Source organism: Nocardioides ferulae (genome assembly GCF_003660455.1).
Taxonomy (GTDB): Bacteria; Actinomycetota; Actinomycetes; order Propionibacteriales; family Nocardioidaceae; genus Nocardioides; species Nocardioides ferulae.
The window spans coordinates 39,960-62,902 of sequence record NZ_QZVR01000006.1 but is presented as its reverse complement, the minus strand read 5'-3'; the positions used below and the strand labels follow the sequence as shown (position 1 = coordinate 62,902).

General features: G+C 73.4%; 20 protein-coding genes. 9 read left to right on the top strand and 11 right to left on the bottom strand.

Features of this window, described 5'->3' with window-relative positions:
* Positions 1 to 4: 4 nt before the first annotated feature.
* A complete protein-coding gene (locus tag D6B71_RS10005; protein WP_121254569.1) occupies positions 5 to 508 on the top strand; it encodes a YflT domain-containing protein in 504 nt (167 codons plus the stop codon).
* 155 nt (positions 509 to 663) lie between these two features.
* Here D6B71_RS10005 and D6B71_RS10000 read toward each other — a convergent pair whose 3' ends face one another.
* The 3 genes from D6B71_RS10000 to D6B71_RS09990 all read right to left on the bottom strand — a co-directional run bounded on the left by D6B71_RS10000 (position 664) and on the right by D6B71_RS09990 (position 3,641).
* Positions 664 to 2,226 carry a long-chain-fatty-acid--CoA ligase gene (locus D6B71_RS10000; protein WP_121254567.1) on the bottom strand — a complete coding sequence of 521 codons (1,563 nt, stop codon included), beginning with the start codon at positions 2,224 to 2,226 and terminating at the stop codon, positions 664 to 666.
* A 64-nt stretch (positions 2,227 to 2,290) separates the two neighbouring features.
* The gene (locus D6B71_RS09995) at positions 2,291 to 2,725 is read right to left on the bottom strand and encodes an SRPBCC family protein (protein WP_121254565.1); all 435 of its coding nucleotides are present in this window, start codon (positions 2,723 to 2,725) and stop codon (positions 2,291 to 2,293) included.
* 1 nt (position 2,726) lies between these two features.
* Complete coding sequence (locus D6B71_RS09990; protein WP_240641290.1) at positions 2,727 to 3,641, bottom strand: phosphoribosylaminoimidazolesuccinocarboxamide synthase; 915 nt, start codon at positions 3,639 to 3,641, stop codon at positions 2,727 to 2,729.
* A 78-nt stretch (positions 3,642 to 3,719) separates the two neighbouring features.
* On the opposite strand from D6B71_RS09990, the gene D6B71_RS09985 reads away from it, so the two are divergent.
* From D6B71_RS09985 to D6B71_RS09975, 3 genes are all read left to right on the top strand, one after another.
* Positions 3,720 to 4,325 (top strand): hypothetical protein, encoded by a 606-nt coding sequence (locus tag D6B71_RS09985; RefSeq protein ID WP_126688230.1) that lies wholly within the window; start codon positions 3,720 to 3,722, stop codon positions 4,323 to 4,325.
* Between the two features lie 160 nt (positions 4,326 to 4,485).
* Entirely contained in the window at positions 4,486 to 6,669 is a 2,184-nt protein-coding gene (gene helR / locus D6B71_RS09980; protein ID WP_206051669.1) for an RNA polymerase recycling motor ATPase HelR, read from the top strand.
* A gap of 36 nt (positions 6,670 to 6,705) precedes the next feature.
* The gene (locus D6B71_RS09975; protein WP_240641289.1) at positions 6,706 to 8,172 is read left to right on the top strand and encodes an MFS transporter; all 1,467 of its coding nucleotides are present in this window, start codon (positions 6,706 to 6,708) and stop codon (positions 8,170 to 8,172) included.
* Here the strand turns inward: D6B71_RS09975 and D6B71_RS09970 are convergent, their stop codons facing one another.
* The 5 genes from D6B71_RS09970 to D6B71_RS09950 all read right to left on the bottom strand — a co-directional run bounded on the left by D6B71_RS09970 (position 8,173) and on the right by D6B71_RS09950 (position 14,181).
* Complete coding sequence (locus D6B71_RS09970; protein ID WP_121254561.1) at positions 8,173 to 9,258, bottom strand: hypothetical protein; 1,086 nt, start codon at positions 9,256 to 9,258, stop codon at positions 8,173 to 8,175.
* Between the two features lie 2 nt (positions 9,259 to 9,260).
* On the bottom strand, positions 9,261 to 9,845 hold the full coding sequence (locus D6B71_RS09965; protein ID WP_206051668.1) for an RNA polymerase sigma factor: 585 nt from the start codon (positions 9,843 to 9,845) through the stop codon (positions 9,261 to 9,263).
* 55 nt (positions 9,846 to 9,900) lie between these two features.
* Positions 9,901 to 11,331, bottom strand: coding sequence for an adenylosuccinate lyase (purB, locus tag D6B71_RS09960; RefSeq protein WP_121254559.1), 1,431 nt, complete (start codon positions 11,329 to 11,331; stop codon positions 9,901 to 9,903).
* Between the two features lie 107 nt (positions 11,332 to 11,438).
* Positions 11,439 to 12,707: a phosphoribosylamine--glycine ligase gene (gene purD, locus D6B71_RS09955; RefSeq protein ID WP_121254557.1), complete on the bottom strand. Its 1,269-nt coding sequence runs from the start codon at positions 12,705 to 12,707 to the stop codon at positions 11,439 to 11,441.
* A gap of 190 nt (positions 12,708 to 12,897) precedes the next feature.
* Positions 12,898 to 14,181, bottom strand: coding sequence for an adenylosuccinate synthase (locus tag D6B71_RS09950; RefSeq protein ID WP_121254555.1), 1,284 nt, complete (start codon positions 14,179 to 14,181; stop codon positions 12,898 to 12,900).
* Positions 14,182 to 14,352: 171 nt separating this feature from the next.
* On the opposite strand from D6B71_RS09950, the gene D6B71_RS09945 reads away from it, so the two are divergent.
* Positions 14,353 to 15,282 carry a diacylglycerol/lipid kinase family protein gene (locus D6B71_RS09945; protein WP_164519601.1) on the top strand — a complete coding sequence of 310 codons (930 nt, stop codon included), beginning with the start codon at positions 14,353 to 14,355 and terminating at the stop codon, positions 15,280 to 15,282.
* 33 nt (positions 15,283 to 15,315) lie between these two features.
* On the opposite strand, the gene D6B71_RS09940 is transcribed toward D6B71_RS09945, so the two are convergent.
* Positions 15,316 to 16,308: a helix-turn-helix domain-containing protein gene (locus tag D6B71_RS09940; protein ID WP_121254553.1), complete on the bottom strand. Its 993-nt coding sequence runs from the start codon at positions 16,306 to 16,308 to the stop codon at positions 15,316 to 15,318.
* A 98-nt stretch (positions 16,309 to 16,406) separates the two neighbouring features.
* On the opposite strand from D6B71_RS09940, the gene lysS reads away from it, so the two are divergent.
* Positions 16,407 to 18,140, top strand: coding sequence for a lysine--tRNA ligase (gene lysS, locus D6B71_RS09935; protein ID WP_121254551.1), 1,734 nt, complete (start codon positions 16,407 to 16,409; stop codon positions 18,138 to 18,140).
* A gap of 43 nt (positions 18,141 to 18,183) precedes the next feature.
* Positions 18,184 to 18,948: a YoaK family protein gene (locus D6B71_RS09930; protein ID WP_121254549.1), complete on the top strand. Its 765-nt coding sequence runs from the start codon at positions 18,184 to 18,186 to the stop codon at positions 18,946 to 18,948.
* Between the two features lie 104 nt (positions 18,949 to 19,052).
* On the opposite strand, the gene D6B71_RS09925 is transcribed toward D6B71_RS09930, so the two are convergent.
* The gene (locus D6B71_RS09925) at positions 19,053 to 19,484 is read right to left on the bottom strand and encodes a DUF3151 domain-containing protein (RefSeq protein WP_206051667.1); all 432 of its coding nucleotides are present in this window, start codon (positions 19,482 to 19,484) and stop codon (positions 19,053 to 19,055) included.
* 128 nt (positions 19,485 to 19,612) lie between these two features.
* Here D6B71_RS09925 and D6B71_RS09920 point away from each other — a divergent pair, with 128 nt between their 5' ends.
* Together D6B71_RS09920 and D6B71_RS09915 are read left to right on the top strand one after the other, a co-directional pair.
* A complete protein-coding gene (locus D6B71_RS09920; RefSeq protein WP_121254547.1) occupies positions 19,613 to 20,917 on the top strand; it encodes a TolB-like translocation protein in 1,305 nt (434 codons plus the stop codon).
* A gap of 254 nt (positions 20,918 to 21,171) precedes the next feature.
* Positions 21,172 to 21,774, top strand: coding sequence for a TetR/AcrR family transcriptional regulator (locus tag D6B71_RS09915; RefSeq protein ID WP_121254545.1), 603 nt, complete (start codon positions 21,172 to 21,174; stop codon positions 21,772 to 21,774).
* On the opposite strand, the gene D6B71_RS09910 is transcribed toward D6B71_RS09915, so the two are convergent.
* The gene (locus tag D6B71_RS09910) at positions 21,753 to 22,880 is read right to left on the bottom strand and encodes an alpha/beta hydrolase (RefSeq protein WP_121254543.1); all 1,128 of its coding nucleotides are present in this window, start codon (positions 22,878 to 22,880) and stop codon (positions 21,753 to 21,755) included. The two genes, D6B71_RS09915 and D6B71_RS09910, sit on opposite strands and share 22 nt — an antisense overlap.
* Positions 22,881 to 22,943: the final 63 nt, after the last annotated feature.

Below are 22,943 nucleotides of genomic sequence, written 5' to 3'. Positions count from 1 at the left end.
AGACATGAGCATGTCGCAGCCACCCGGGCCCACCTCACCGCTGAAGCTGCAGTTCCCGCAGTCCCTGGCCATCTACGACGACTACGCCTCGGCCCAGAAGACCGTCGACTTCCTCGCCGACCACAAGTTCCCGGTCGAGCAGTGCCTCATCGTCGGCACCGACCTGAAGCGGATCGAGCGGATCACCGGCCGGCTGACGACCGGCCGGGTCGCCGCCGGCGGCCTCGCCTCGGGCATGTGGCTCGGCCTGTTCATCGGGCTGATCTTCGCGCTGTTCACCGAGGAGGGCGCGGTGACGCTGATCCTCTCGACCCTGCTGTTCGGTGCCCTCTTCGGGTTGATCTGGGCCCTGGTCGGCTATGCCCTCACCCGCGGCCAGCGCGACTTCTCCTCCGTGACGCAGGTGGTCGCCACCCGCTACGAGGTGCTCGTCGAGCACAAGGTGGCCGCCCAGGCCCGCGAGCTCCTCGCGAAGCTGCCCGGCGCCCTGCCCGACCCGTTCGCGTAGGCGGCCAGGGGCTGTCGGTTCCCCAAGGGATGCAGCCGAACCTGCACTTCCCCAGGCGTGCACACCTAGGGAAGTGCAGGTTGGCCTGCATACCGTGATGAAGCCGCACCCAGCCGACGGCCACCCCGGCTACCCCGCCTCGGGTCCTGCGCGCCTCAGCTCAGCTCGCGCTTGAGGATCTTGCCGGTGGCGGTCATCGGCAGCGAGGTGACGATCTCGACGATGCGCGGGTACTTGTAGCTGGCCATCTGCTCCTTGGCCCAGCCGACCAGCTCGTCGGCGGTGACCTGGGCGCTCGGGTTGAGGATGACGAACGCCTTGATCTCCTCGCCGTGCATCTCGTGGGGGACGCCGATGACCGCGGCGAGCGACACGTCGGGGTGGCTCATCAGCACCTCCTCGATCTCCCGCGGGTAGACGTTGAACCCGTTGCGGATGATCATCTCCTTGGCCCGGTCGACGATGTAGTACCAGCCGTCGTCGTCCTTGCGGGCCAGGTCGCCGGAGCGGAACCAGCCGTCGCGGATCACCTCGGCGGTGGCCTCGGGGCGCTGGTAGTAGCCCTTCATCACGTTGTGGCCCTTGATCGCGATCTCGCCGATCGCGTCGGGGCCGGGCTCGATGTCGCCCCACTCCGGGTCGATCAGCTTCATCTCGACGCCGGGGATCGGCAGCCCGATCGAGCCGACGCGCGCCGGCTCGCCGTACTTCGAGAACGAGGCGACCGGGGAGGTCTCGGACAGGCCGTAGCCCTCCAGGATGGTCACCCCGAAGCGGCGCTCGAAGTCCTTGTGCACCTCGACCGGCAGCGCGGAGCCGCCGGAGACCGCGACCCGCAGGTTCTCCTTGAGCGCGGTGACGTCGACGCCCTCCTCGAGGGCCCCGAGCAGCTCCCAGTACATCGTCGGGACGCCGGCGAAGAAGGTGATGCCCTCCTTGAGCATCAGCTGCAGCGCGGCGTTCGGCTCGAACCGGGGCAGCATCACGATCGTGCCGCCGTAGGCGAACGGGCCGTTCTGGCAGACGGTCTGGCCGAAGGAGTGGAACAGCGGGAGCACGCACAGGTAGGTGTCGGGACGGTCCTCGGTCGCGCCGAACAGCGCCTCGCTCGACAGCGCGTTGTCGCGCATGTTGCGGTGCCGCAGCTCGGCGCCCTTGGGCTGGCCGGTGGTGCCGGAGGTGTAGAGGATGACCGCGGTGTCGTCCTCGTCGGTGGCCACCGACTCGAACTCGGCGGGGTGGGCCAGCATCGCGCCGGCCATGGTCTCGGTGCCCTCGATGGGCGAGGCGGCGCCGAGGTCGGCGGTGATCACGAAGAAGCTCTCGCAGCCCTCGGCGGCCTGGAACCCCTCGTAGCCGTTCTGCCCGATGGGCAGCTCGGGGGTGCCCTCGAAGCAGAAGTAGGCCTTCGCGTCGGAGTCGTTGAGGTGGTAGGCCACCTCGCGGCCCTTGAGCAGCACGTTCAGCGGCACCACGGTCGCGCCGGCCTTGAGGATGCCGAAGTAGACCACCGAGAAGAACGGCAGGTTGGGGCAGCTGATCGCCACCTTGTCGCCCGGCCGGACGCCGCGGTCCACCAGCAGGTTCGCGCACATGTTCGCGAACGCGTTCAGCTGGGCGTAGGTCAGCCGGGTGTCGTTGATGACGACGGCATCGCGGTCGGGGTACTTCCGCGCGCTGTCCTCGAGCAGGGAAGAGAGGTTGTACGAGGTGGACAAGGCGTGGCCTCCATCACGGGTGGGTGTGGCAACAACCTACTCAGCGGTCGACGCCGCCGGGCAGTCACCTCCGGCCGGCCGCGGCGAGCCGCGCCGCGCGCCGCAGGTCGCCGCGGACCGCGGGCACCGCCGTGAGCGTGAGCAGTCGGGCCAGCGGCGCCAGGGGACCCCGGCCGGTGACCCGGAACCGGAAGCCGACCGTGCTGCCGGAGCCCGACGGGGCGAAGTCGAGCGTCAGCTCGGCCGACAGCCCACGCCACGTGCCGCGTTCGGCCCAGCGTCGCGGCCGGACCGCCTCGGTGGTCTCCATGGCTGGTCGCAGCCCGGGCACGGTGACGTCGACCCACCGCTGACCCACCCGCACGTCGGTGCCGGAGAGCGCCTCGATCCGCCGCAGGCTCGACTGCCAGGCAGGCCGGTTGCGCGGATCGGCGAGATAGTCGTACGCCGCCTCGGCCGGCACCGGGAACGTCACGGTCCCGGTGGCCCAGCCGGCCATGTCAGAACCGCTCGCCGGTCAGCAGCTCGTAGGCCTCGACGTAACGGGCACGGGTGCGCTCGACCACCTCGGCCGTCAACGGCGGCGGGGCCTCGCCGGTGGTGCGGTCCCAGCCGGACTCGGCGGAGGTGAGCCAGTCGCGCACGATCTGCTTGTCGTACGACGGCTGCGTGCGGCCCGGTTGCCAGCCCTGCGCCGGCCAGAACCGCGACGAGTCGGGGGTGAGCACCTCGTCGGCGAGCACGATCGTGCCGTCGGGACGGCTGCCGAACTCCAGCTTGGTGTCGGCCAGGATGATGCCGCGCTCCCGGGCCACGCCCTCGGCCCGGCGGTAGACCTCGAGGGTGAGTCCCCGCAGCTCGGCGGCGATCTCTCCGCCCACGGCGGCCTCCACCGCGGCGTACGAGACGTTCTCGTCGTGGTCGCCGAGCTCGGCCTTCGTGGCGGGTGTGAACACCGGCTCCGGGAGCCGGCTGCCGTCCTCGAGACCGGGCGGCAGCGCCAGCCCGCACACCTCGCCGGTGGCGCGGTAGTCGGCCAGGCCGGAGCCGGTCAGGTAGCCGCGCGCCACGCACTCGACCGGGAACATGTCCAGCCGCTCACAGACGACGGCGCGGCCGCGCACGGCGGCGGGCACATCGGTGGACACCACGTGGTGCGGAACCAGGTCGGCGAGCTGGTCGAACCACCACAGCGACATCCGGGTGAGGATCTCGCCCTTGTCGGGGATCGTGGTGTCGAGCACGAAGTCGTAGGCGGAGATCCGGTCGCTGGCCACCATCAGCAGCAGGCCCGCGTGCGGTCCCGTCTCCAGCTCGTAGAGGTCGCGCACCTTGCCCGAGTGCAGGTGGCGGGCCCCGTCGATGACGGGGGCGGCGGGGATGTTCAGGTCGGCGGGGTTCGCGGGGCCGGTCACGAGGCCAGCGTAGGAGACGGGCCCGGCCCGCCGGGCTCCTGGCGGCGACGTGGACGCCGGCGTGGCAGCATGCGGGCCATGGCCGAGCCCGCAGACCAGATCCACGCCCGTGCCGTCGCCGCCGGTCCCGGAGGGCGGTTGCCCAACCCCGACTTCGTCACCTGGGAGTCGTTCCCGTTCGAGGTCGTCGACGGGGCGCTGGTGCCGAAGGTGCTCGCGGCGCCGACCGACGAGGCGCCGCGCAAGGGCGAGGGCGGTCAGGACTGCTTCCTGTGCGCAGACGAGGTTCCCGGGGTGATCTGGACCAACGAGCGTTGGCGGGTCAAGCACCTGGAGCGGTCGGGACTGCCGATGGTGCTGATGCTGGAGCCGATCGAGCACCTCGACCTGCCCGACCTCGACGACGACCTGGCCGGCGAGCTGGGCCGGATCACGGTCTGGCTGAGCCGGATCATGGAACGGCTTCCGAACGTCGAGCGGGTGCACGTGAACCGCTGGGGCGACGGCTCCGCGCACCTGCACGTGTGGTTCCTCGCCCGCCCCACCGGGCTGCCGAACCTGCGCGGCACCTTCGCCACGCTGTGGGACGACATCCTGCCGCCCGGCCCCGAGGACGTCTGGCGCGAGGACCTCGCGACGGTGGCGCGCAAGCTGGCCACCCACGACGGGCGCGCTCAGGTCTGACTCGCTCGCGCCCCTGGGACGGCCAGCGACACGAAGACCGGAGCGCAGCGACCCGGAAGCAGAGACACGAAAGGAGAGGGGCGACCCCTCTCCATATTCAACGTATAGCGCACCGGGGGGCTTGCGGCAAGACCCCGGTCGGGGCGAAGAATCGCCCGCCGTGACCCAGCCGAACGCCTCACTGACCAGCGCCTTCGCTCTTCCCGACACGCTCCGCGCCAAGGCCGCGCCGGCCCTGATCAGCCGCGACGAGCAGCACTTCACCGCGATCGCGGCCACCCTCGAGGAGTCCATCGCCGACCTCACCGAGCGACTCGACGCGACTCGCAGGCAGGCCGGCGGGCGCGGCCAGGCGACGATGGACCGCGACTTCGACGTGCACCGGCTGACCGCCCGGTTGCGGGCCCTGCGCCGCTTCGGCCTCGACCTCTGCCTGGGCCACATGGTGCGGGCCGAGGACCAGGAGACGGTCTACGTCGGCCGGCTCGGCCTCACCGACCGGAACGGCCGGCGGCTGCTGATCGACTGGCGCTCCCCCGCCGCCGAGCCGTTCTTCGGGGCGACCCACGCCGACCCCATGGGGCTGGTCAGCCGCCGCCGCTACCGCTGGACCCGGGGTCGGGTCTCCGACTATTGGGACGAGGTCTTCGACGCGGACGCCCTCGGCGAGCACGCGGCCGCCCTGGACGACCAGTCCGCGTTCGTCGCCAGCCTCGGCGCGAGCCGCTCGAACCGGATGCGGGACGTGCTCGGCACGATCGCGGCCGACCAGGACGCGATCGTCCGCGCCGGCTCGCGGGGCGCCCTTGTGGTCGACGGCGGGCCAGGCACCGGCAAGACGGTCGTCGCGCTGCACCGCACGGCGTACCTGCTCTACGCCGACCCCAGGCTCGGGCACCGCCGGGGCGGGGTGCTGTTCGTCGGCCCGAGCCGGCCCTACCTGGCCTACGTGTCCGACGTGCTGCCCAGTCTCGGCGAGGAGGGCGTGCAGACCTGCACGGTCCGCGACCTGGTGCCCGAGGGCGCGGCGGCGCTGCCCGAGCCCGACCCCGAGGTGGCGGCGCTGAAGGGAACGATCGCGATGGTGGAGGCGATCGAGCCCGCAGTCCGGCTCTACGAGGAGCCGCCGGCCGAGGGCCTGGAGGTCGAGACGCCGTGGGCCGACGTGTGGCTGGGGGTCGACGACTGGGCCGAGGCGTTCGACGCGGTCGAGCCGGGCACGCCGCACAACGAGGCCCGCGACCAGATCTGGGAGGAGCTGGTCGCGATCGTGGCGGCCAAGCTCGGCGAGGAGGTCCCTGCGGACCAGGTACGCCGGGTGCTGCCGCAGTGCCGCGAGCTCGTGGTGGCGCTGCGTCGAGCGTGGCCGATGATCGAGGCGACCGACCTGGTGGGCGATCTGTGGACGGTGCCGGCCTACCTGCGCCGGTGCGCCCCCTGGCTCGACGCGGACCAGGTGCGCCGGCTGCAGCGCGGCGACCCGCAGGCCTGGACGACGTCCGACCTGCCGCTGCTCGACGCGGCCCGCCACCGCCTCGGTGACCCCGAGGCGTCCCGTCGCCGGCGCCGGCAGGAGGCCGCGGTGGCCGCCGAGCGGGAGGAGATCTCCCGCGTCGTGGACCATCTGGTCGCCACCGACGACTCCGAGATGCAGGTGATGTCGATGCTGCGCGTCTCCGACGCGCAGAGCGTGATCGTCGACGAGGACGCCCTGTCCGACGGGGACCGTGACCTGCTCGCGGGCCCGTTCGCCCACGTCGTGGTCGACGAGGCGCAGGAGCTCACCGACGCCGAGTGGCAGATGCTGCTGCGCCGCTGCCCGTCGCGCAGCCTCACCGTGGTCGGGGACCGGGCGCAGGCCAGGCACGGGTTCGACGAGTCGTGGCGCGAACGGCTCGGCCGGATCGGGATCGACCGGGCCGACGTCGCGACGCTGCGGATCAACTACCGCACCCCGGCCGAGGTGATGGCCGAGGCCGAGCCGGTGATCCGCGCGGTGCTGCCCGACGCGAACGTGCCGACCTCGGTGCGCAGCACGGGGGTGCCGGTCGCACATGGCGCGCTCACCGACCTCCGGCCGGTCCTGGAGTCCTGGCTCGCCGAGCACGGCGAGGGCGTCGCCTGCGTGATCGCCACCGGGGAGGTCGACCTCGGCGACCTCCTCGCGCCCCGCGTGCGGCGGCTGACCCCGGAGCAGGCCAAGGGTCTGGAGTTCGACCTCGTCGTGCTGGTCGACCCGAGCTCGTTCGGCGAGGGCGTCGAAGGCGCCGTCGACCGCTACGTCGCGATGACCCGCGCGACCCAGCGGCTCGTGGTGCTCACCGATCCTGACCTCGCCCGGTGAGGTCGGTCGCTTGGCGCGATCGCGGATGCTTGCCCGGTGACCGACGAGGCCCTGCGACGCCGTGACGTGGACGACGCGGAGCCGGCCGCCACCGACTGGCAGCCGGACCCGCGGCGCTGGCGGGTGCTCGGCGTGACCCTGGTCGTCGGCTTCATGTCGCTGCTCGACGTCACGATCGTCAACGTCGCGATCCCCTCGATGCGCGCCGGCCTCGAGGCGTCGACGTCCGGCATCCAGTGGGTCGTCTCGGGCTACGCCCTGGCCTTCGGGCTGACGCTGGTCGCGGGCGGCCGGCTCGGCGACGCCTACGGGCGGCGCCGGATGATGCTGATCGGGCTGACCGGGTTCGTGCTCTCCAGCGCGGCGGTCGGGCTGGCCCCGAACGTCGAGACGCTCGTCGCCGCGCGGCTCGCCCAGGGTGCCTCGGCCGGGCTGCTGACCCCGCAGAACTCCGGGCTGATCCAGCAGCTGTTCCGAGGGGCGGAGCGGGGCCGCGCGTTCGGGATGTTCGGGTTCACGGTCGCGACCGCTTCGGCGCTCGGCCCGATCCTCGGCGGCGTGATCATCGCGGTCGCCGGTGAGGAGCAGGGCTGGCGGTGGCTGTTCCTGATCAACATCCCGATCGGTGCGGTCGCCGCCGTCGCGATCGCCCGCCTCGTCCCGGGCCGGCCGCCCGAGCAGGAGGGGCGGCCGTGGATCGACCTGCCGGGCGCCGCCCTCCTCGGGCTGGTCGTGCTGTGCGTGCTGTTCCCACTGGTGAGCGCGGAGGGCGGAGCCCGGCTGCCGCTGCTACTCGTGCCGCTCGCGCTCCCGCTCGGCTGGGCCTTCGTGCGCTGGGAGCGCCGGCTGCGAGTGCGCGGGCGGCCACCGCTGCTCGACGTCTCCCTGCTGCGCCGGACACCCGGCTACGCCGGCGGGCTCGTCGTCGGCGCTCTCTACTTCACCGGGTTCACCGGCATCTTCCTGGTGCTCTCGGTGCACCTGCAGGAGAGCCTCGGCCTCAGCGCGCTGCAGGCGGGCGCGCTGACCACGCCGTTCGCGGTCGGCGCGGCGGTGACCGCCCCGCCCGCAGGCCGGCTGGTGTCTCGGATCGGGCGCCGCATCACGGTGCTCGCTCTGGGCTCCATGATGACCGGCGTGGCGTTGGTCGCCCTGCTCGTCCCGGGACGCGACGACGTCACCGCGCTGGTCTGGGTGATGGTGCCGACGCTGCTGCTGGCCGGGCTCGGCGGCGGCGGCGTCATCTCCCCCAACTTCACCCTCACGCTGGCAGAGGTGCCTCCCGAGATGGGCGGCGCGGCCGGTGGGGCGTTGCAGACGGTGCAGCGCATCGGCTCGGCGCTCGGCGCGGCGCTGCTGATGACGGCGTACGGCCTGGCCGGCGGCGCCGACGCCCCCGAAACCGCACTGCGCGCCGCGCTCCTCACCTCGCTGGCCGTCTTAGCGCTGGCCCTGGTCACCGCGGTTCGTGCTGACCGGGCCACCGAGACGCCGCGCGGTTGATCAGGAGCGACAGCCGAGCCCGCTCTCGAAGCCCTCGGGCACCCGACCGGCAGCGACCTCGTCGGCGTACTCCCAGATCACCTCGGACCAGTCACCCTGCTCGTCCATCTCGAGCAGGATCGGCCACTCGCGGGACGGGATCAGCGCGTCGCTGGCGTTGTCCATCCTGCGCTCGTTGCCGGCCGCGTGGGCCGCGGTGAACTCCGCCAGCCACGCGCACGCCACCGCGCCGCTCACGTCGGCGCCGAGGTGGTAGCGGTCCGGCTCGCTGGAGGTGACGACGGTGTCGGCGCCCGGCGGGAACAGCGGATAGGTGGTCTCCGCGATCCCGTCGAGGATCGCCTGGATCTCGGCCCCGCGCTCGGCGTCGGTGACGAACTCCTCGGGCAGCGCGGCCTGGAACCCGGCGTCGTCGACCAGCCGCAGCTGGCCGAGCAGGTCGAGGTACGCCGCCCTGTCCATGCCCGACCCACGCACCTCGAGCAGGTGGCCGAGGTCGGGCTCGCGGATCATGGTGTGGTCGTTGGCGGAGTAGGCCCACACCATGCCCGGCTTGCCGAGCACCTCGATCTCCTCGCCCGGGCCGTTGTCGCTGCGGTCCTCCACGTAGGTGTCGTACGTCTTGCCGGGGCGCCAGTGGATGTCGAGCGACTGCTCCCCGTTGGAGTAGCTCATCTCCCCGCCGTACGGCGGCTCCTCCTGGACGTAGGTGACCGTCCACCCCGGCGCGTCGAGCACCGCCCGATAGCCGGAGACCTGCTCGGGCCCGGAGCTGGGGTCGCCGGCCACGCCGCTGGGGCGGCCGGCGTCCCCGGCACCTTCTCGGGACGGGTCGTCGGTGGCCAACCAGACCGGCACGCCGACGAGCCCGACGACGACCGCAGCGGCCGCGGCCGGCACCAGCCAGCGCTGCGCTCGCGGCCTGGCCGAGGGAGCGGGGGTCGGGTCGCGGTGGTCGAGAACGGGGGTGCTCATGATCTCCTCCAGGAGCTCGGCCCGCCCGGACGAGAGGGGCAGCGACGCGACCGCCCGGTCGGACAGCTTCAGCCGCTCCGGCTGCTCAGGCTGCTCGTGGGACGAGGTCATGGTCACCGCTCCTTCCGGGTGAGCTCGGGGTGGTCACTGGGGAGATGTCCGGTTCGACCGGGATCGTTGCGGGGAGGTTCGGGGTCCTCGCCGAGCAGGTCGCGCAGCCGTGCCCGGGCCCGAGACAGCCGAGGCCGCACCACGACCGTGGTGGCGCCGATGACGTCGGCGATCTCGCGGGGCTCCAGCCCCTCCCACAGGTGCAGCTCGAGCACCTCCTGGTCGCGGGCGCTCAGCCGCCGCATGGCCGCGGTGACGTCCGCGCGCTGCACCACCTCGCCGCTGGCGTCGGGCACTGCGACGGCCAGCTCGCGGCGCAACCGGGAGCCGAGCGCGTGCCGTCGGCCCTCGCCGCGCCGGTGGTTGGCCAGCACCCGCCGGGCGACGCCGTAGAGCCACGGCCGGGTCTCGTCGCCGTCGGGCACGTGCGCGAGCCGGCGCCAGGCCACCAGGAAGGTGTCGGACGCGACGTCGGCGGCGTCCTCCGGGCGGTCGACCCGGCGCAGCGCGAAGCCGAGCACCGCGTCGAAGTGCGCGGCGTACAACGCCCGGAACGCCTCGTCGCGTCCCCCCGAGATGTCGCTCACGCTCTGCTCATGTCCGGCATCGGCCCCAGCGTTGCAGGCCGGGTGCGAGAAATCCTCAGAGGATGTCGCCCGGCGTGTACGCCGCGGCGTCGGGGAGGCGGGCGGCGACCTGCTCCACCCGGCGGCAGACCTCCTGCACCTGGGCGACCGCGGCGCCGGTGAACTCGATCGGCTCGGCCACCAGCGCGGCCAGCTGGTCGGCGGTCAGCCCGAGCCGCTCGTCGGCGGCGAGGCGGGCGAACACGTCGTTCTCGGCCTGGCCGCGGCGCATGTCGAGCGCGGTGCCGACGGCGGCCTCCTTGATCGCCTCGTGGGCGGCCTCGCGGCCCACGCCGTTGCGCACCGCGCTCATCAGCACCTTGGTGGTGGCCAGGAACGGCAGGTAGCGGTCGAGCTCGCGCTGGATCACCGCGGGGAACGCGCCGAACTCGTCGAGCACGGTGAGGAAGGTCTGGAACAGCCCGTCGGTGGCGAAGAACGCGTCGGGCAGCGCGACGCGGCGCACCACCGAGTCGGAGACGTCGCCCTCGTTCCACTGGTCGCCGGCCAGCTCGCTGACCATCGACAGGTGGCCGCGGAGCACCACCGCGAGCCCGTTGACCCGCTCGCAGGAGCGGCTGTTCATCTTGTGCGGCATCGCCGAGGAGCCGACCTGGCCCTCCTTGAAGCCCTCGGTGACCAGCTCGTTGCCGGCCATCAGCCGCACCGTGGTGGCCAGGTTGGAGGGGCCGGAGACCAGCTGCACCAGCGCGGCGACGACGTCGAAGTCGAGCGAGCGGGGATAGACCTGGCCGACCGAGGTCAGCACCCGATCGAAGCCCAGGCGTGCCGCGACCCGGCCCTCGAGGTCGGCGAGCTTCGCCTCGTCGCCGTCGAGCAGGTCGAGCATGTCCTGGGCGGTGCCCATCGGGCCCTTGATGCCGCGCAGCGGATAGCGGGCGAGCAGCTCCTCGACCCTCTGCAGCGCGACCAGCATCTCGTCGGCGACCGTGGCGAAGCGCTTGCCGAGCGTGGTCGCCTGGGCGGCGACGTTGTGGGAGCGGCCGGCCATCACGGTGGCCTCGTGCTCGGCGGCGAGCCTGGCCAGCCGCGCGAGGGTCGCGACGGCGCGGTCGCGGACCAGCTCGAGGCTCTGGCGCACCTGCAGCTGCTCGACGTTCTCGGTGAGGTCGCGCGAGGTCATCCCCTTGTGGATGTGCTCGTGGCCGGCGAGCGCGCAGAACTCCTCGATGCGGGCCTTCACGTCGTGCCGGGTGACCCGCTCACGGGCTGCGATCGAGGCCAGGTCGACGGCGTCCTCGCCGCGGGCGACGACCGCCTCGTAGGCCTCGACGACACCTCCTGGCACCTCGATGCCGAGGTCGCGCTGCGCCTTCAGCACCGCGAGCCACAGCTGCCGTTCCAGGACGACCTTGTGCTCCGGAGACCAGATCTGGGCCAGGTCGGCGGCGGCGTAGCGGGTGGCGAGGACGTTCGGCACGGTCACGGGGTCATCCTCCCATCGGCGAGGACGCGACCGGCCCGAGGCGCCCTCAGGTGGGCACGAGTGACGTGAACGGCAGGTCCGGGAGGCCGCCCGGCATGCGTTTCACGTCACTCGGTGACCCCGGCCCCCTCGACGACGCCGAGCGGCTCGGCGGCGATGTCGGTGCGCCACTGGGCACCGGGGAAGGAGATCTCGGCCAGTGCGTCGTAGGCGCGCTGCCGGGCCTCGGCCACGTCGGCGCCGACCGCGCGGACCGACAGCACCCGGCCGCCCGCGGTCACCAGCCCGTCGTCGGCGCGGGCCGTGCCGGCGTGGATGACGTCGACGTCACGACGGCCGTCGAGCCGCTCGAGCCCGTCGATGACGTCGCCGCTCGACGAGGTCTCGGGGTAGCCGGCCGAGGCGAGGACCACGCTCACCGCCGCACCGGGACGGAACCGCGGCGCCGGAGCCTCGTGCAGCCGCCCCTGGGCCGCGGCCAGCAGCAGCTCGCCGAGCCCGGAGTCGAGCAGCGCCAGCACCGGCTGGATGTCCGGGTCGCCGAAACGACAGTTGAACTCGATCACCCGGGGCCCCGTCACGGTGAGCGCGAGGCCGACGTAGAGGCAGCCGCGGAAGGGTGCACCGCGCCGGACCATCTCGTCGAGCGTGGGCTGGACGACCGTGTCGACCACCGTGGCGGCCAGGTCGGCCGGAGCCCACGGCAGCGGCGAGTAGGAGCCCATGCCGCCGGTGTTGGGACCGCGGCCGCCGTCGAAGATGCGCTTGAAGTCCTGGGCCGGCTGGAGCGGATGGGCGGTGGCGCCGTCGCAGACCGCGAACAGCGAGACCTCGGGGCCGTCGAGGAACTCCTCGACCACCACCTGCCCGCAGCCGGCGGCGTGCTCGAGTGCCTCGTCACGGTCGGCGGTGACCACCACCCCCTTGCCGGCGGCGAGCCCGTCGGCCTTGACGACGTACGGCGCGCCGAACGCGTCGAGCGCGGCCGCCACCTCGTCGGGGGTCGTGCACACCCGGGCGCCGGCGGTGGGCACCCCGGCGGCGGCCATCACGTCCTTGGCGAAGGACTTGGAGCCCTCGAGCCGGGCGGCCTCCAGCGAGGGGCCGAAGCAGGCGATGCCCCGAGCGGTCACGGCGTCGGCGACACCGGCGACGAGGGGCGCCTCCGGGCCCACGACGACCAGGTCGGCACCGAGCCGGACGGCCAGCTCCGCGACGGCCTCGCCGTCGAGCGGGTCGACCCGGTGCAGGGTGGCGACCGCGCCGATGCCCGGGTTGCCGGGCGCCGCGTGCACCTCGCTCACGGCGGGGTCGTTCGCGAGAGCGATCGCGAGCGCGTGCTCGCGGCCGCCGGAGCCGATCACCAGCGTCTTCACGGGCGGTCAGCCTAGCCGTCCGGCATCGCCCGAGGTTCGGCGCGCCAGCACGCGATGCGGTCGCTGCGCGCTCCGGGCGCCTCACGCGTCACAGCGAGCCCACAAAACGCACGGTTCGCTCACGAAGGTTCGCGGGCCAACCGTCGGGATTCACCGCCCAGGCGGTGAATCCGACCAGCCCGGCCACGCCTCAGACCAGCGGGTGCCGCACCACGGTGGCTGCCCGCGAGGGACCGACGCCGACCACGGAGATCCGGGCCCCCGACATCGCCTCGACGGCCTCGACGTAGGCCCGGGCGTTGGCGGGGAGCTCCTCGAAGGAGCGCGCGCCGGAGATGTCCTCGGTCCAGCCGGGGAGGTACTCGTAGACGGGGACCGCGTGGTGGAAGTCGGTCTGGTTGACCGGCATCTCGTCGTGGCGCACCCCGCCCACGTCGTAGGCGACGCAGACCGGGATGCGCTCGAGGCCGGTGAGCACGTCGAGCTTGGTGAGCACGAAGTCGGTCACGCCGTTGACACGCGCGGCGTAGCGGGCGATCACCGCGTCGTACCAGCCGCAGCGACGCGGCCGCCCCGTCGTGGTGCCGAACTCGGCGCCGACCTCGCGCAGGTGGTCGCCGTCGGCGTCGAAGAGCTCGGTCGGGAACGGTCCCTCGCCCACCCGGGTCGTGTAGGCCTTCACGATCGCCACGATCCGGTCGAGCCGGGTCGGGGGGATGCCGGAGCCGGTGCAGGCGCCGCCGGCGGTCGCCGACGACGACGTCACGAACGGGTAGGTGCCGTGGTCGACGTCGAGCAGCGTGGCCTGGCCGGCCTCCAGCAGCACGGTCTCGCCGCGGTCGAGCGCCTGGTTCAGCAGCAGCCCGGTGTCGGCGACCATCGGCGCGACCCGGTCGGCGAAGGCGAGCAGCTCCTCGACGGTGTCCTCCACGGTCACCGCGCGCCGGTTGTAGACCTTGGTGAACAGGTGGTTCTTCACCTCGAGCGCGCCCTCGACCTTCTGGGTGAGGATCTTCTCGTCGAAGAGGTCCTGCACCCGGATGCCGACCCGGTTCATCTTGTCGGCGTACGTCGGGCCGATGCCGCGCCCGGTGGTGCCGATGCGGCGCTTGCCGAGGAAGCGCTCGGTGACCTTGTCGAGGCTGCGGTTGTAGTCGGGGATGACGTGGGCGTTCGCGCTGATCTTCAGCCGGCTCACGTCGACGCCCCGCGCCACCAGACCCTCGAGCTCCTCGAACAGCACCGCCAGGTCGACGACGACGCCGTTGCCGATGACCGGCGTCACCCCTGGGGTGAGGATGCCGCTCGGCAGCAGGTGCAGGGCGTACTTCTGGTCGCCGATGACCACGGTGTGCCCGGCGTTGTTGCCGCCGTTGAACTTCACGACGTAGTCGACGCTGCCGCCGAGCAGATCGGTGGCCTTGCCCTTCCCCTCGTCGCCCCACTGGGCTCCGATGATGGCGATCGCGGGCATGTGTCTCCTTCGGTGGAACGGTGGCCACGAGGCCCAGGCAACGCGAAAGCCCCGGCGCAACAGCGCACGGGGCTCTTGCGGCCACACGCTACCAAAGCCCCATCAGGCGCCCCAGCCGGCGAGACTGCCGGGATGGAGGCCGGCTGGGCACCGAGGGATAGGGTCCCAGCGATGGATCCGCTCCTGGTGATCACCAACGCCGACGCCGGCCCCGCCGACGACGAGGCGTTCGAGCGCGCCCTGAAGGTGCTGCGCGAGCGGGCCTCGGTCGAGGTCGCGGCCACCGGCGATCCCGGCGAGCTCGACGGGGTCCTGCACCGCGCCGGCTCCCGCCGGATCGTCGTCGCCGGCGGCGACGGCAGCCTGCACGCCGTGATCGCCGCGCTCTACCGCCGCCGCGAGCTCGCCGACTCGGTCCTCGGGCTGCTCCCCCTCGGCACCGGCAACGACTTCGCCCGCGGCACCGGCATCCCGCTCGACGTCGAGGAGGCCGCCCGGGTGGTCCTCGAGGGCACCCCTCGCCGGGTGGATCTCGTCGTCGACGAGCTCGGCGGCATCGTCGTGAACAGCGTGCACGTCGGCGCCGGCGCCGACGCCAGCCGCTACGGCGCCCGCTGGAAGGAGCGGCTGCACGCCATCGGGATCGGCAAGGTCAACCTGGGCAAGCTCGGCTATCCGGTCGGCGCGGCGATAACCGCGTTCTCCCCTCCCGCCCTGCGGCTGCGGGTCGCCGTCGACGACGAGGTCGTCAACGACGTCGACTCCCGGGTGCTGATGGTCGCGGTCGGCAACGGTTCGACCGTCGGCGGTGGCGCCGCGCTGACCCCCGACGCCGACCCCCGCGACGGTGTCGTCGACGTGATGATCTCGCACGCCACCGGTCCGCTCGCCCGTCTCCAGTACGCCGCCCGGCTGGGCCGCAGCTCCCACGAGGAGCGCGACGACGTCGTCAGCGTCCGCGGCCGCGAGGTGTCGATCAGCGGCGAGCAGTTCTGGTGCAGCGCCGACGGCGAGATCTCCGGGCCGGAGCGGCACCGCACCTGGCACGTCGAGCCCGCGGCGTACTCGATGGTGTTGCCGGCACCCGCCGCCGGCGGCTGACGCACCTTTGCCTCGGAAGCCGAGCTCCGGGGCTCACAGCCAGCCGCGCCGGACCGCCTCGGCGCCGGCCTGGAAGCGAGTCTCGACGCCGAGCTCCTCCATCGCGTCGGCGACCCGGCGCCGCACGGTGCGCAGGCTGACGCCGAGCCGGCGGGCGATCTGCTCGTCCTGGGCCCCGGCCGCGAGCTGGTCGAGGAGGAAGCGCCGCTGGTCGGCGAGTGCCTCGGAGCGGTCCAGCGAGGGCACCGGCGCGGCGCTGTTCCACAGCGACTCGAACCACAGCGTCAGCGCCTGCACCAGTCCCCGCTGCCGCACCACCGAGCGCGGCTCGTCGTTGCAGCCCAGTGGCTCCGGGAGGATCGCATGGGTGGTGCCGACGATGAGCAGCCGGGTGGGCAGGCTCGGCAGGATCCGGATCTCCTCGCCGGCGCGGGCCCGGGCCGTCAGGAGGTGCCGGGCCTCCTGCAGTGCGGCCACCGGATAGATCGCCCGGGAGCGCCGGCCGGCCGCGGTGAGCAGCTCGACCAGCTCCACCATCGTCTCGTCGCGGGGGTGCCGCCACTGGTCGGGTCGCAGCCAGAGCAGATCGCCGCGGCTCTGGGTCACCATCTCGCGCATCAGCGGCAGCACCTCGCCGCCGCTGCTGACCTCGCCGTCGATCGGCCGCACCTGGTCGAGCGCGGCCTCGTCGGCGCGCGCGGAGGACGCGGCCAGGAACGGCACCGCCGCGGCGACGTCCTCGAGCCGCTCCCGGGCCCGCAGCGTGCCCTCGGCGAGCGCGGTCAGCTGGTTGCGCAGCACCTCGGCCGGGCCGGACACCAACAGCCGGTCGCCCTTGCGCCGCACCACGTCGCGCTCGGCCAGCGGCGCCAGGTCGCGCAGCAGCTCGGCCTCGTCGACCATCAGCGCCTCGGCCACGTCGCCGACCCGGCGCCCGGACTGCGCCAGCACCTGCTCGTAGAGCCGCTCCTGGGCCCGGGTGAAGCCCAGCGCGGTCATCAGGGTGGAGGCGGGCGGCCGGGCCATGGGCCCACAGTAGGACGGTCGTGGCAACAGGTAGCGTTGTCGCGGCCTTCCACCGGCAGGCCCACCTCCCGCAACCACCGTCAAGGAGCGCCGTCACCATGGCTCGAGGCAACCCGCAGGGCGACCCCACCGACTGGGTCACCCGGACCGCCGACGAGGCCATCCGGCACGCCCAGCAGAACGCCGACCGGCTCGGCCTGCCCGAGGGCGAGCAGCGGCGCATCACCTGCGCTTCGGGCGCCAGCCCGTCGGGCCCGGTGCACCTGGGCAACCTGCGCGAGTTCCTGACCCCGCACTTCGTGGCCGAGGAGATCCGTGGCCGCGGGCTGCCGGTGCGCCACCTGCACAGCTGGGACGACTACGACCGCTTCCGCAAGGTGCCCGCCGGCGTCGACCCCTCGTGGAGCGAGCACATCGGCCGGCCGCTGTCGGCGGTGCCGGACCCGTGGGAGTGCCACGACTCGTGGGCCGAGCACTTCAAGGCACCGCTGCGCGCCGCGCTGGCCGAGATGGGCGTCGAGATGGAGGAGGTCTCCCAGACCGAGCGCTACCGTGCCGGCGCCTACACCGAGCAGGTGCTGCACGCGATCCGCCACCGCGACGAGATCGACCAGGTGCTGGGCCGCTACCGCACCAAGAAGGCCGAGCCGGCCGCCGAGTCCGAGCAGGAGGCCGCGGCCCTCGCCGACTCCGTCGCCGACGCCGAGGACGCCCAGCGGGGCAGCGGCGGGCTGGCCCGCTTCCCCTACAAGCCCTACTGCCGCCGGTGCGGCCGCGACACCGTCGAGCTCACCTCCTACGCCGACGACACCACCGACCTCGCCTACACCTGCCAGGCGTGCGACTTCTCGGGCGTGACCAACGTGGCCACCCAGCACGAGGGCAAGCTCGTCTGGAAGGTCGACTGGCCGATGCGCTGGTCGGTGGAGCAGGTCGACTTCGAGCCCGGCGGGCTCGACCACGCCACCCCCGGCTCCTCCTACACCGTCGGCAAGGAGCTGGTGAAGCGGTTCTACGACTGGCGCGCGCCGTCGTTCGCGGCGTACGCCTTCGTCGGCTTCGCCGGCGTGCAGAAGATGTCGTCGTCCGCCGGAGGGGTCCCGACCGCCGCCGACGCCCTGCGCGTGCTGGAGGCCCCGATCCTGCGCTGGCTCTACGTGCGCCGCCAGCCCAAGCAGGCGTTCACGATCGACTTCGGCCCCGAGGTCGTGCGGCTGTACGACGAGTGGGACGCGCTGGCGCGCAAGGCCGCCGACCCCGCCAAGCGCGACGCCCAGGTGCTGGCCTTCGAGCGCGCCTCGGCCACCACCACCGCGGGCCGGCTGCCGACCGCGCCGGTCGGCGTCCCGTTCCGGGTGCTCTCGTCGGTCGCCGACGTCACCGCGGGCAGCGCCGACCAGATCAGCCGGATCGTCGGCGACGTCGGCTACCCGCACGACAGCGTCGCCGACCTCGAACCGCGCCTGGACAAGGCGATGACGTGGACCACCGAGTTCGTGCCGGAGGAGGAGCGCACGATCGTGCGCACCGACCCCGATGCGGCCCGGTTCGCGACCCTGGAGGACCGGGAGCGCCAGTGGCTGGTGCTGCTGCTGGAGAACCTGCCCGCCGAGCCCGACCTCGACGCGGTGACCGCGCTGGTCTACGGGGTGCCGAAGCTCGCCCGCGGGCTGGCCCTCGACGACGCACCCACCGACGAGGTCAAGGCCGACCAGAAGCAGTTCTTCCGGCTGCTCTACCAACTGCTGGTCAGCGCCGACCGGGGTCCCCGGCTGCCGACGCTGCTGCTGGCGCTGGGCCGCGAGAAGGTCACCCACCTGCTGGGCGGCTGACCCGGGGGCATCCTCCCGGGCGTAGCCTGGCCCGGGAGGACGGATGCTGGAGACGCTCACGCGACGTGCGTCGCTGCGCGAGTACCTGCTCACCGTCGCCGGGCCGGACCGGAGCCGGCGTCACAACCTCCAGCTGGCCGGCCTGCTCGCGCTCATCGCCGGGGTGCTGAACTCCGTCGGCTTCGTCGCGGTGGCCGTCTACACCTCGCACATGACCGGCGTGACCGCGACCATCGCCGACCACCTGGTGCTCGGCGGCGCGGCCGCGATCGGCATCGGCGTGCTCGCGGTGGTCTCGTTCGTCTGTGGCGCGATGGCCTGCGCGATCGTGTTCAACTGGGGCCGCCGCCGGGGGCTGCGCAGCCGCTACGCGAACGTGCTGGTGGTCGAGGCATGGCTGGTGCTGCTCTTCGGGCTGCTCGCCGAGCAGCTGCGCTGGGAGCACCGCAACCTCGTGTTCGTCGCGGTGCTCTGCTTCACGATGGGGCTGCAGAACGCGGTGATCACCAAGATCTCCGACGCGCAGATCCGCACCACCCACGTCACCGGCATGGTGACCGACATCGGCATCGAGCTCGGCAAGCTGGCCTACCGGCCGCGCACGCCCGGCCTCCCACCGGTCGAGGCCGACCTGCGCAAGCTCGGGATGCTGGCGATGCTGGTGGGCCTGTTCTTCACCGGCGGGGTGGTCGGCGCCTTCGGCTACCTGCAGATCGGCTTCCCGGTGGTGATCCCGCTGGCCCTGGTGCTGCTGGCCGCGGCGTCGGCCCCGGTGGCCGCCGACCTGCGCCGCGCCCTGCGCCTGTAACGCGGTGTCCCGGTAGCTATTGCGGTGTTGGGGCACCGCACCAGCTACGGGGACACCGCGTTACAGCTAGGCGCCGCACCGGCCAGGCACCTCCGGGGAGGGACTCAGGCCTCGCCGAGCAGCACGTCGTACGCCGTGGGCGAGCTGTCGCGCAGGAAGTCGCGGCAGCGCTCCCACTCGGCGTCCTCGCCGATCGCGCGGGCGCTCAGGGCCAGCAGCGCCAGGCAGCGCAGGAACCCGCGGTTGCCGGGGTGCTCCCACGGCACCGGGCCGTGGCCCTTCCAGCCGTTGCGCCGCAGCAGGTCCAGGCTGCGGTGGTAGCCGACCCTGGAGTAGGCGTAGACGGTGACGTCGTCGGCGCCCGCGTCACGGGCCTGCTCGGCCAGCGCCGCCCACGCGAACGGGGACGCCGGGTGGGTGCGCACCGCGGCTGCGGGCGCGGTGCCGGCGTCGAGGTCCGCGCCGGCCGGGTCGTCCGGCAGGTGGGTCGGTGGCGGGCCCGCCATCAGGTCCTGGCCAGGGGTCAGTGAGCTCATGGCGCCATTGTGCGCGGCCGCCGCTCGCTTCTGGCACCCCGGGGGAGCCGGCCGCGAAAACCGGGCCGGGCGAGCCCGCGATCCGCAGACTCCGAGCACACCACAGTCGAGACCCAGGAGAACCACCCATGCGCTCACGAGGCGTCGCCGCGATCGCCGCGGCCTCCCTGCTCACCACCCTCACCGGCATCGGCACCGCCGGCGCAGCCACCGACGGCCCGCGGATCACCGGTGACGGCGTCGCCGGCCCCGCCACCCGGGCCACGAGCCCCGGCGGCACCATCGTCCTGATCAAGGACCACGACGTCTGGCTGGTCCGGCCCGACGGCACCGGCCTGACCCGGGTCACCCGCGACGGCACCGCGTCCTCGCCGTACGAGGCGCCCACGATGTCCGACACCGGCCTCATCGCGGTGGCGCGTGACGGCGCGATCGTGCTGATGAGGCAGAGCGGGCAGGTGGTCGGCTCCACCAAGCCGCAGGACCTCTTCCTGCCCGACGCCGGCACCATGTGGACCACGCCGATCATCGAGCCGGTGATCTCCCCCGACGGCTCCCGGCTGGCCTACAGCCAGCTGCGGGCCATCCGCGACTTCGAGGGCAGGATCCGCACCGAGTCGCTGACCGCGTTCGCCGACCTCGACGGGGCGATCCACAGCATCGAGATCGGCTACCAGCCGTCCTGGATCACCCGCGGCCGGGCTGCGCTCAACGGCAACGGTGACGTCGACCTCTACACCATCGGCGAGGAGCAGAAGACGAACTGGTTCGACGGCGACGACGTCATGCCCCCCGAGGACGACCCGTTCGCCTGGTACGAGCTGAGCGCCCCCGAGGTGTCCCCCGACGGCGAGCTCGTCACGTTCATGCTCGCCGGTGGCCGCGTCGTCGGTCTGGCCGCCCTGAACGGCAGCCCGGCGGCCGGCGCACCGGCCAAGCCGGACCTGGCCTCCTGCTTCGTCAACGAGGACGGCGAGCCGGAGGACCCCTCGTTCGACAGCCCCAGCTGGGGTCCGGACAGCCGTTCGGTGGCCTTCTCCACTCCCGAAGGCATCCAGGTGGTCACCGACTTCCACCTCTGCGAGAACGGCGCGTCGCTGGCGGACATCGTCCCCGGGGGCTCGGAGCCGGACTGGTCGGGCGCGACCCTCGACCCGGGCCCGGCACTGTTCACCCTGGACCGCACCCCGTCGGTGACGGGCACCGCGAAGGTCGGCAAGACGCTCACCGCGGACGCCGGGGCCTGGACACCGGCGCCGACCGGTGTGGCCTACCGGTGGCTGCGCGACGGCAAGGCCGTGAAGGGCGCCACCGGCAAGTCCTATCGGCTGGTCAAGGCCGACCGCGGTCACCGGGTGTCGGTGCGCGTCACCGTCGAGCGGGCCGGCTACCGCGCCGCGGTGGCGCAGAGCTCCGCGAAGCGCGTGCGCTGATCCCCACCCCGGCCGAGTCGGCGCCACTGCCGGGCCCGAGGCGTCCGAGTCGGCGCTCTGCTGGTCACTCCGCCTGCAGAAGCGCCGACTCGGGGCTCCCTCGCCTGCAGAAGCGCCGGCTCGGGGCTCCCCCGCCTGCAGACACGCCGACCCGGCGGGACCTGCTCGGCCGGACGGTGCGCCCGTGCCGACGGACCACCGAAGAGCCATGGCCCCCGGCCGTGCCCTGCGCCCCGCGGCACTAGTTTGGGGGCGTGCCGGCCCGCCCCCAGACCCATTACGCCCGCGGCCAGGCTCGCCGCGCGAAGCTGGTGGAGGCCGCCATCGAGGTGATCGCCGAGCGAGGTCTCGAGGGGGTGACGCACCGGTCGGTCGCGGCCCGCGCCGGGGTGCCGCTGTCGACCACCAGCTACTTCTTCGGCTCGCTCGACGAGCTGATCGGCGCCGCGGTCACCGAGATCGCCGACCGGGTCCGGGCCTCCGTCGACGCGGTGGTCGCCGACGCGGCCGGCGGCGCTCTCGACCGCCGCGAGCTGGCCGAGCGCCTGGTCCGGCTGCTCGCGGCCGCCTCACCGCAGCTGGTGCTGGTCCAGTTCGAGGCCTACCTGGCGACCAGCCGCCGGCCCGACCTGCGACCGGCGGTGCGGGCGATCATGCTCGGCTTCGAGGAGGCCACCGCGGCCGCGTTGGCCGCCGTGGGGGTGGCCGACGCGCCGGGCGCCGCCCGGCAGTTCGTGGCGGTCATCGACGGGTTCGCGCTGCACCGGATCGCCTGGCCCCGCGATGACGAGGACGCCGACGCGCTGGCCTCGGCGCTGACCCGGCTGCTGGAGTCCTACCTGTCCGCGTCCGGCTGACCGGAGCCACGACCCGGGGCGAGCAGCACCCGCAGCGCCCCGGCGGTCTCCAGCAGCGTGTCTCGGGCGGCCCGGCCGACGCCGGTGGCGTTCACCAGGCCGTGGGTGATGCCGGCGTGACGGCGCAGCGTGACCGGCACGCCGGCGGCCGCGAGCAACGCGGCGTACGCCTCACCCTCGTCGCGCAGCACGTCGAAGCCGGCCACCGCGACCAGCGCCGGCGCCACGTGGGCGGCGAGCTCGGGCAGGTCGGTGGCCAGCAGCGGGGAGACTCGGGGGTCGCTCACCTGGGCGGGGTCGGCGAGGTAGTGGTCGCGGTACCAGTCCATCTGGGCCTCGGTGAGGAAGAGGCCGTCGGAGAACAGCCGGTACGACGGGTGCTTGGTGGACAGGTCGGTCACCGGCATGAACAGCAACTGGGCCGCGGGCAGTGGTGCGTCCGGGTGGTCGCGCCGGGCCCGGGCCGCCTCGACGGCGGCGACCGCGGCCAGATTTCCCCCCGCGCTCTCGCCACCGATGGCGATCCGGGTGGGGTCGAGCCCGAGCTCGGCGGCGTGCGCGACCACGTGCGCGAAGGCCGCCCGCACGTCGTCCAGGCCGGCCGGGAACGGGTGCTCGGGGGCGAGGCGGTAGTCGACCGAAACCACCGTGACCCCGGCGTGCGCGGTCAGGAAGCGGGAGACCGAGTCGCCGCTGCCGAGGCCGCCGAGCACCCAGCCGCCGCCGTGCAGGTAGACCAGCCCCGGGGTGGTGCCGGTGGCCCCGGCGGGGCGGTAGACCCGTGCCGGGATCGGCCCCGCCGGCCCCGGGATGAGGAGCTCCTCGACCGACCCGACCGGCCAGTCGTAGCCGAAGATCCAGGCCTCGTCCTCGATCTGCTCGCGGCCCCGCTCGAGCGGGAGCGTCTCGAAGGTCTCGGTGACCGCCAGCGAGAGCAGCCGCATCCCGACCTGTGCCTCGACGTGCAACTCCTGGCCGTCGATGCGCAGGGGGCGGCCGGCGATCAGGCGCTGCACCGGACGGGGCAGGCCACCCAGGGTCCGGACGACGGTGCGGGCGGTGGTGCGGGCCAGGCGGTCGCGCCAGGGGCGGGGGTCGGGCGACATCGGGGCTCCTCTGCTCGGACGGTGGAGACGGAGCCTAGGACGAACTTCGGACGTACGTCCAGG

Coding starts and splice junctions, on each gene's coding strand:
- D6B71_RS09945 (WP_164519601.1), top strand. CDS start 14,353: ATGGATCCGCTCCTGGTGATCACCAACGCCGACGCCGGCCCCGCCGAC.
- D6B71_RS09985 (WP_126688230.1), top strand. CDS start 3,720: ATGGCCGAGCCCGCAGACCAGATCCACGCCCGTGCCGTCGCCGCCGGT.
- D6B71_RS09950 (WP_121254555.1), bottom strand. CDS start 14,181: ATGCCCGCGATCGCCATCATCGGAGCCCAGTGGGGCGACGAGGGGAAG.
- D6B71_RS09925 (WP_206051667.1), bottom strand. CDS start 19,484: ATGAGCTCACTGACCCCTGGCCAGGACCTGATGGCGGGCCCGCCACCG.
- D6B71_RS09970 (WP_121254561.1), bottom strand. CDS start 9,258: ATGACCTCGTCCCACGAGCAGCCTGAGCAGCCGGAGCGGCTGAAGCTG.
- D6B71_RS09930 (WP_121254549.1), top strand. CDS start 18,184: ATGCTGGAGACGCTCACGCGACGTGCGTCGCTGCGCGAGTACCTGCTC.
- D6B71_RS10005 (WP_121254569.1), top strand. CDS start 5: ATGAGCATGTCGCAGCCACCCGGGCCCACCTCACCGCTGAAGCTGCAG.
- D6B71_RS09920 (WP_121254547.1), top strand. CDS start 19,613: ATGCGCTCACGAGGCGTCGCCGCGATCGCCGCGGCCTCCCTGCTCACC.
- D6B71_RS09910 (WP_121254543.1), bottom strand. CDS start 22,880: ATGTCGCCCGACCCCCGCCCCTGGCGCGACCGCCTGGCCCGCACCACC.
- D6B71_RS09940 (WP_121254553.1), bottom strand. CDS start 16,308: ATGGCCCGGCCGCCCGCCTCCACCCTGATGACCGCGCTGGGCTTCACC.
- D6B71_RS09995 (WP_121254565.1), bottom strand. CDS start 2,725: ATGGCCGGCTGGGCCACCGGGACCGTGACGTTCCCGGTGCCGGCCGAG.
- lysS (WP_121254551.1), top strand. CDS start 16,407: ATGGCTCGAGGCAACCCGCAGGGCGACCCCACCGACTGGGTCACCCGG.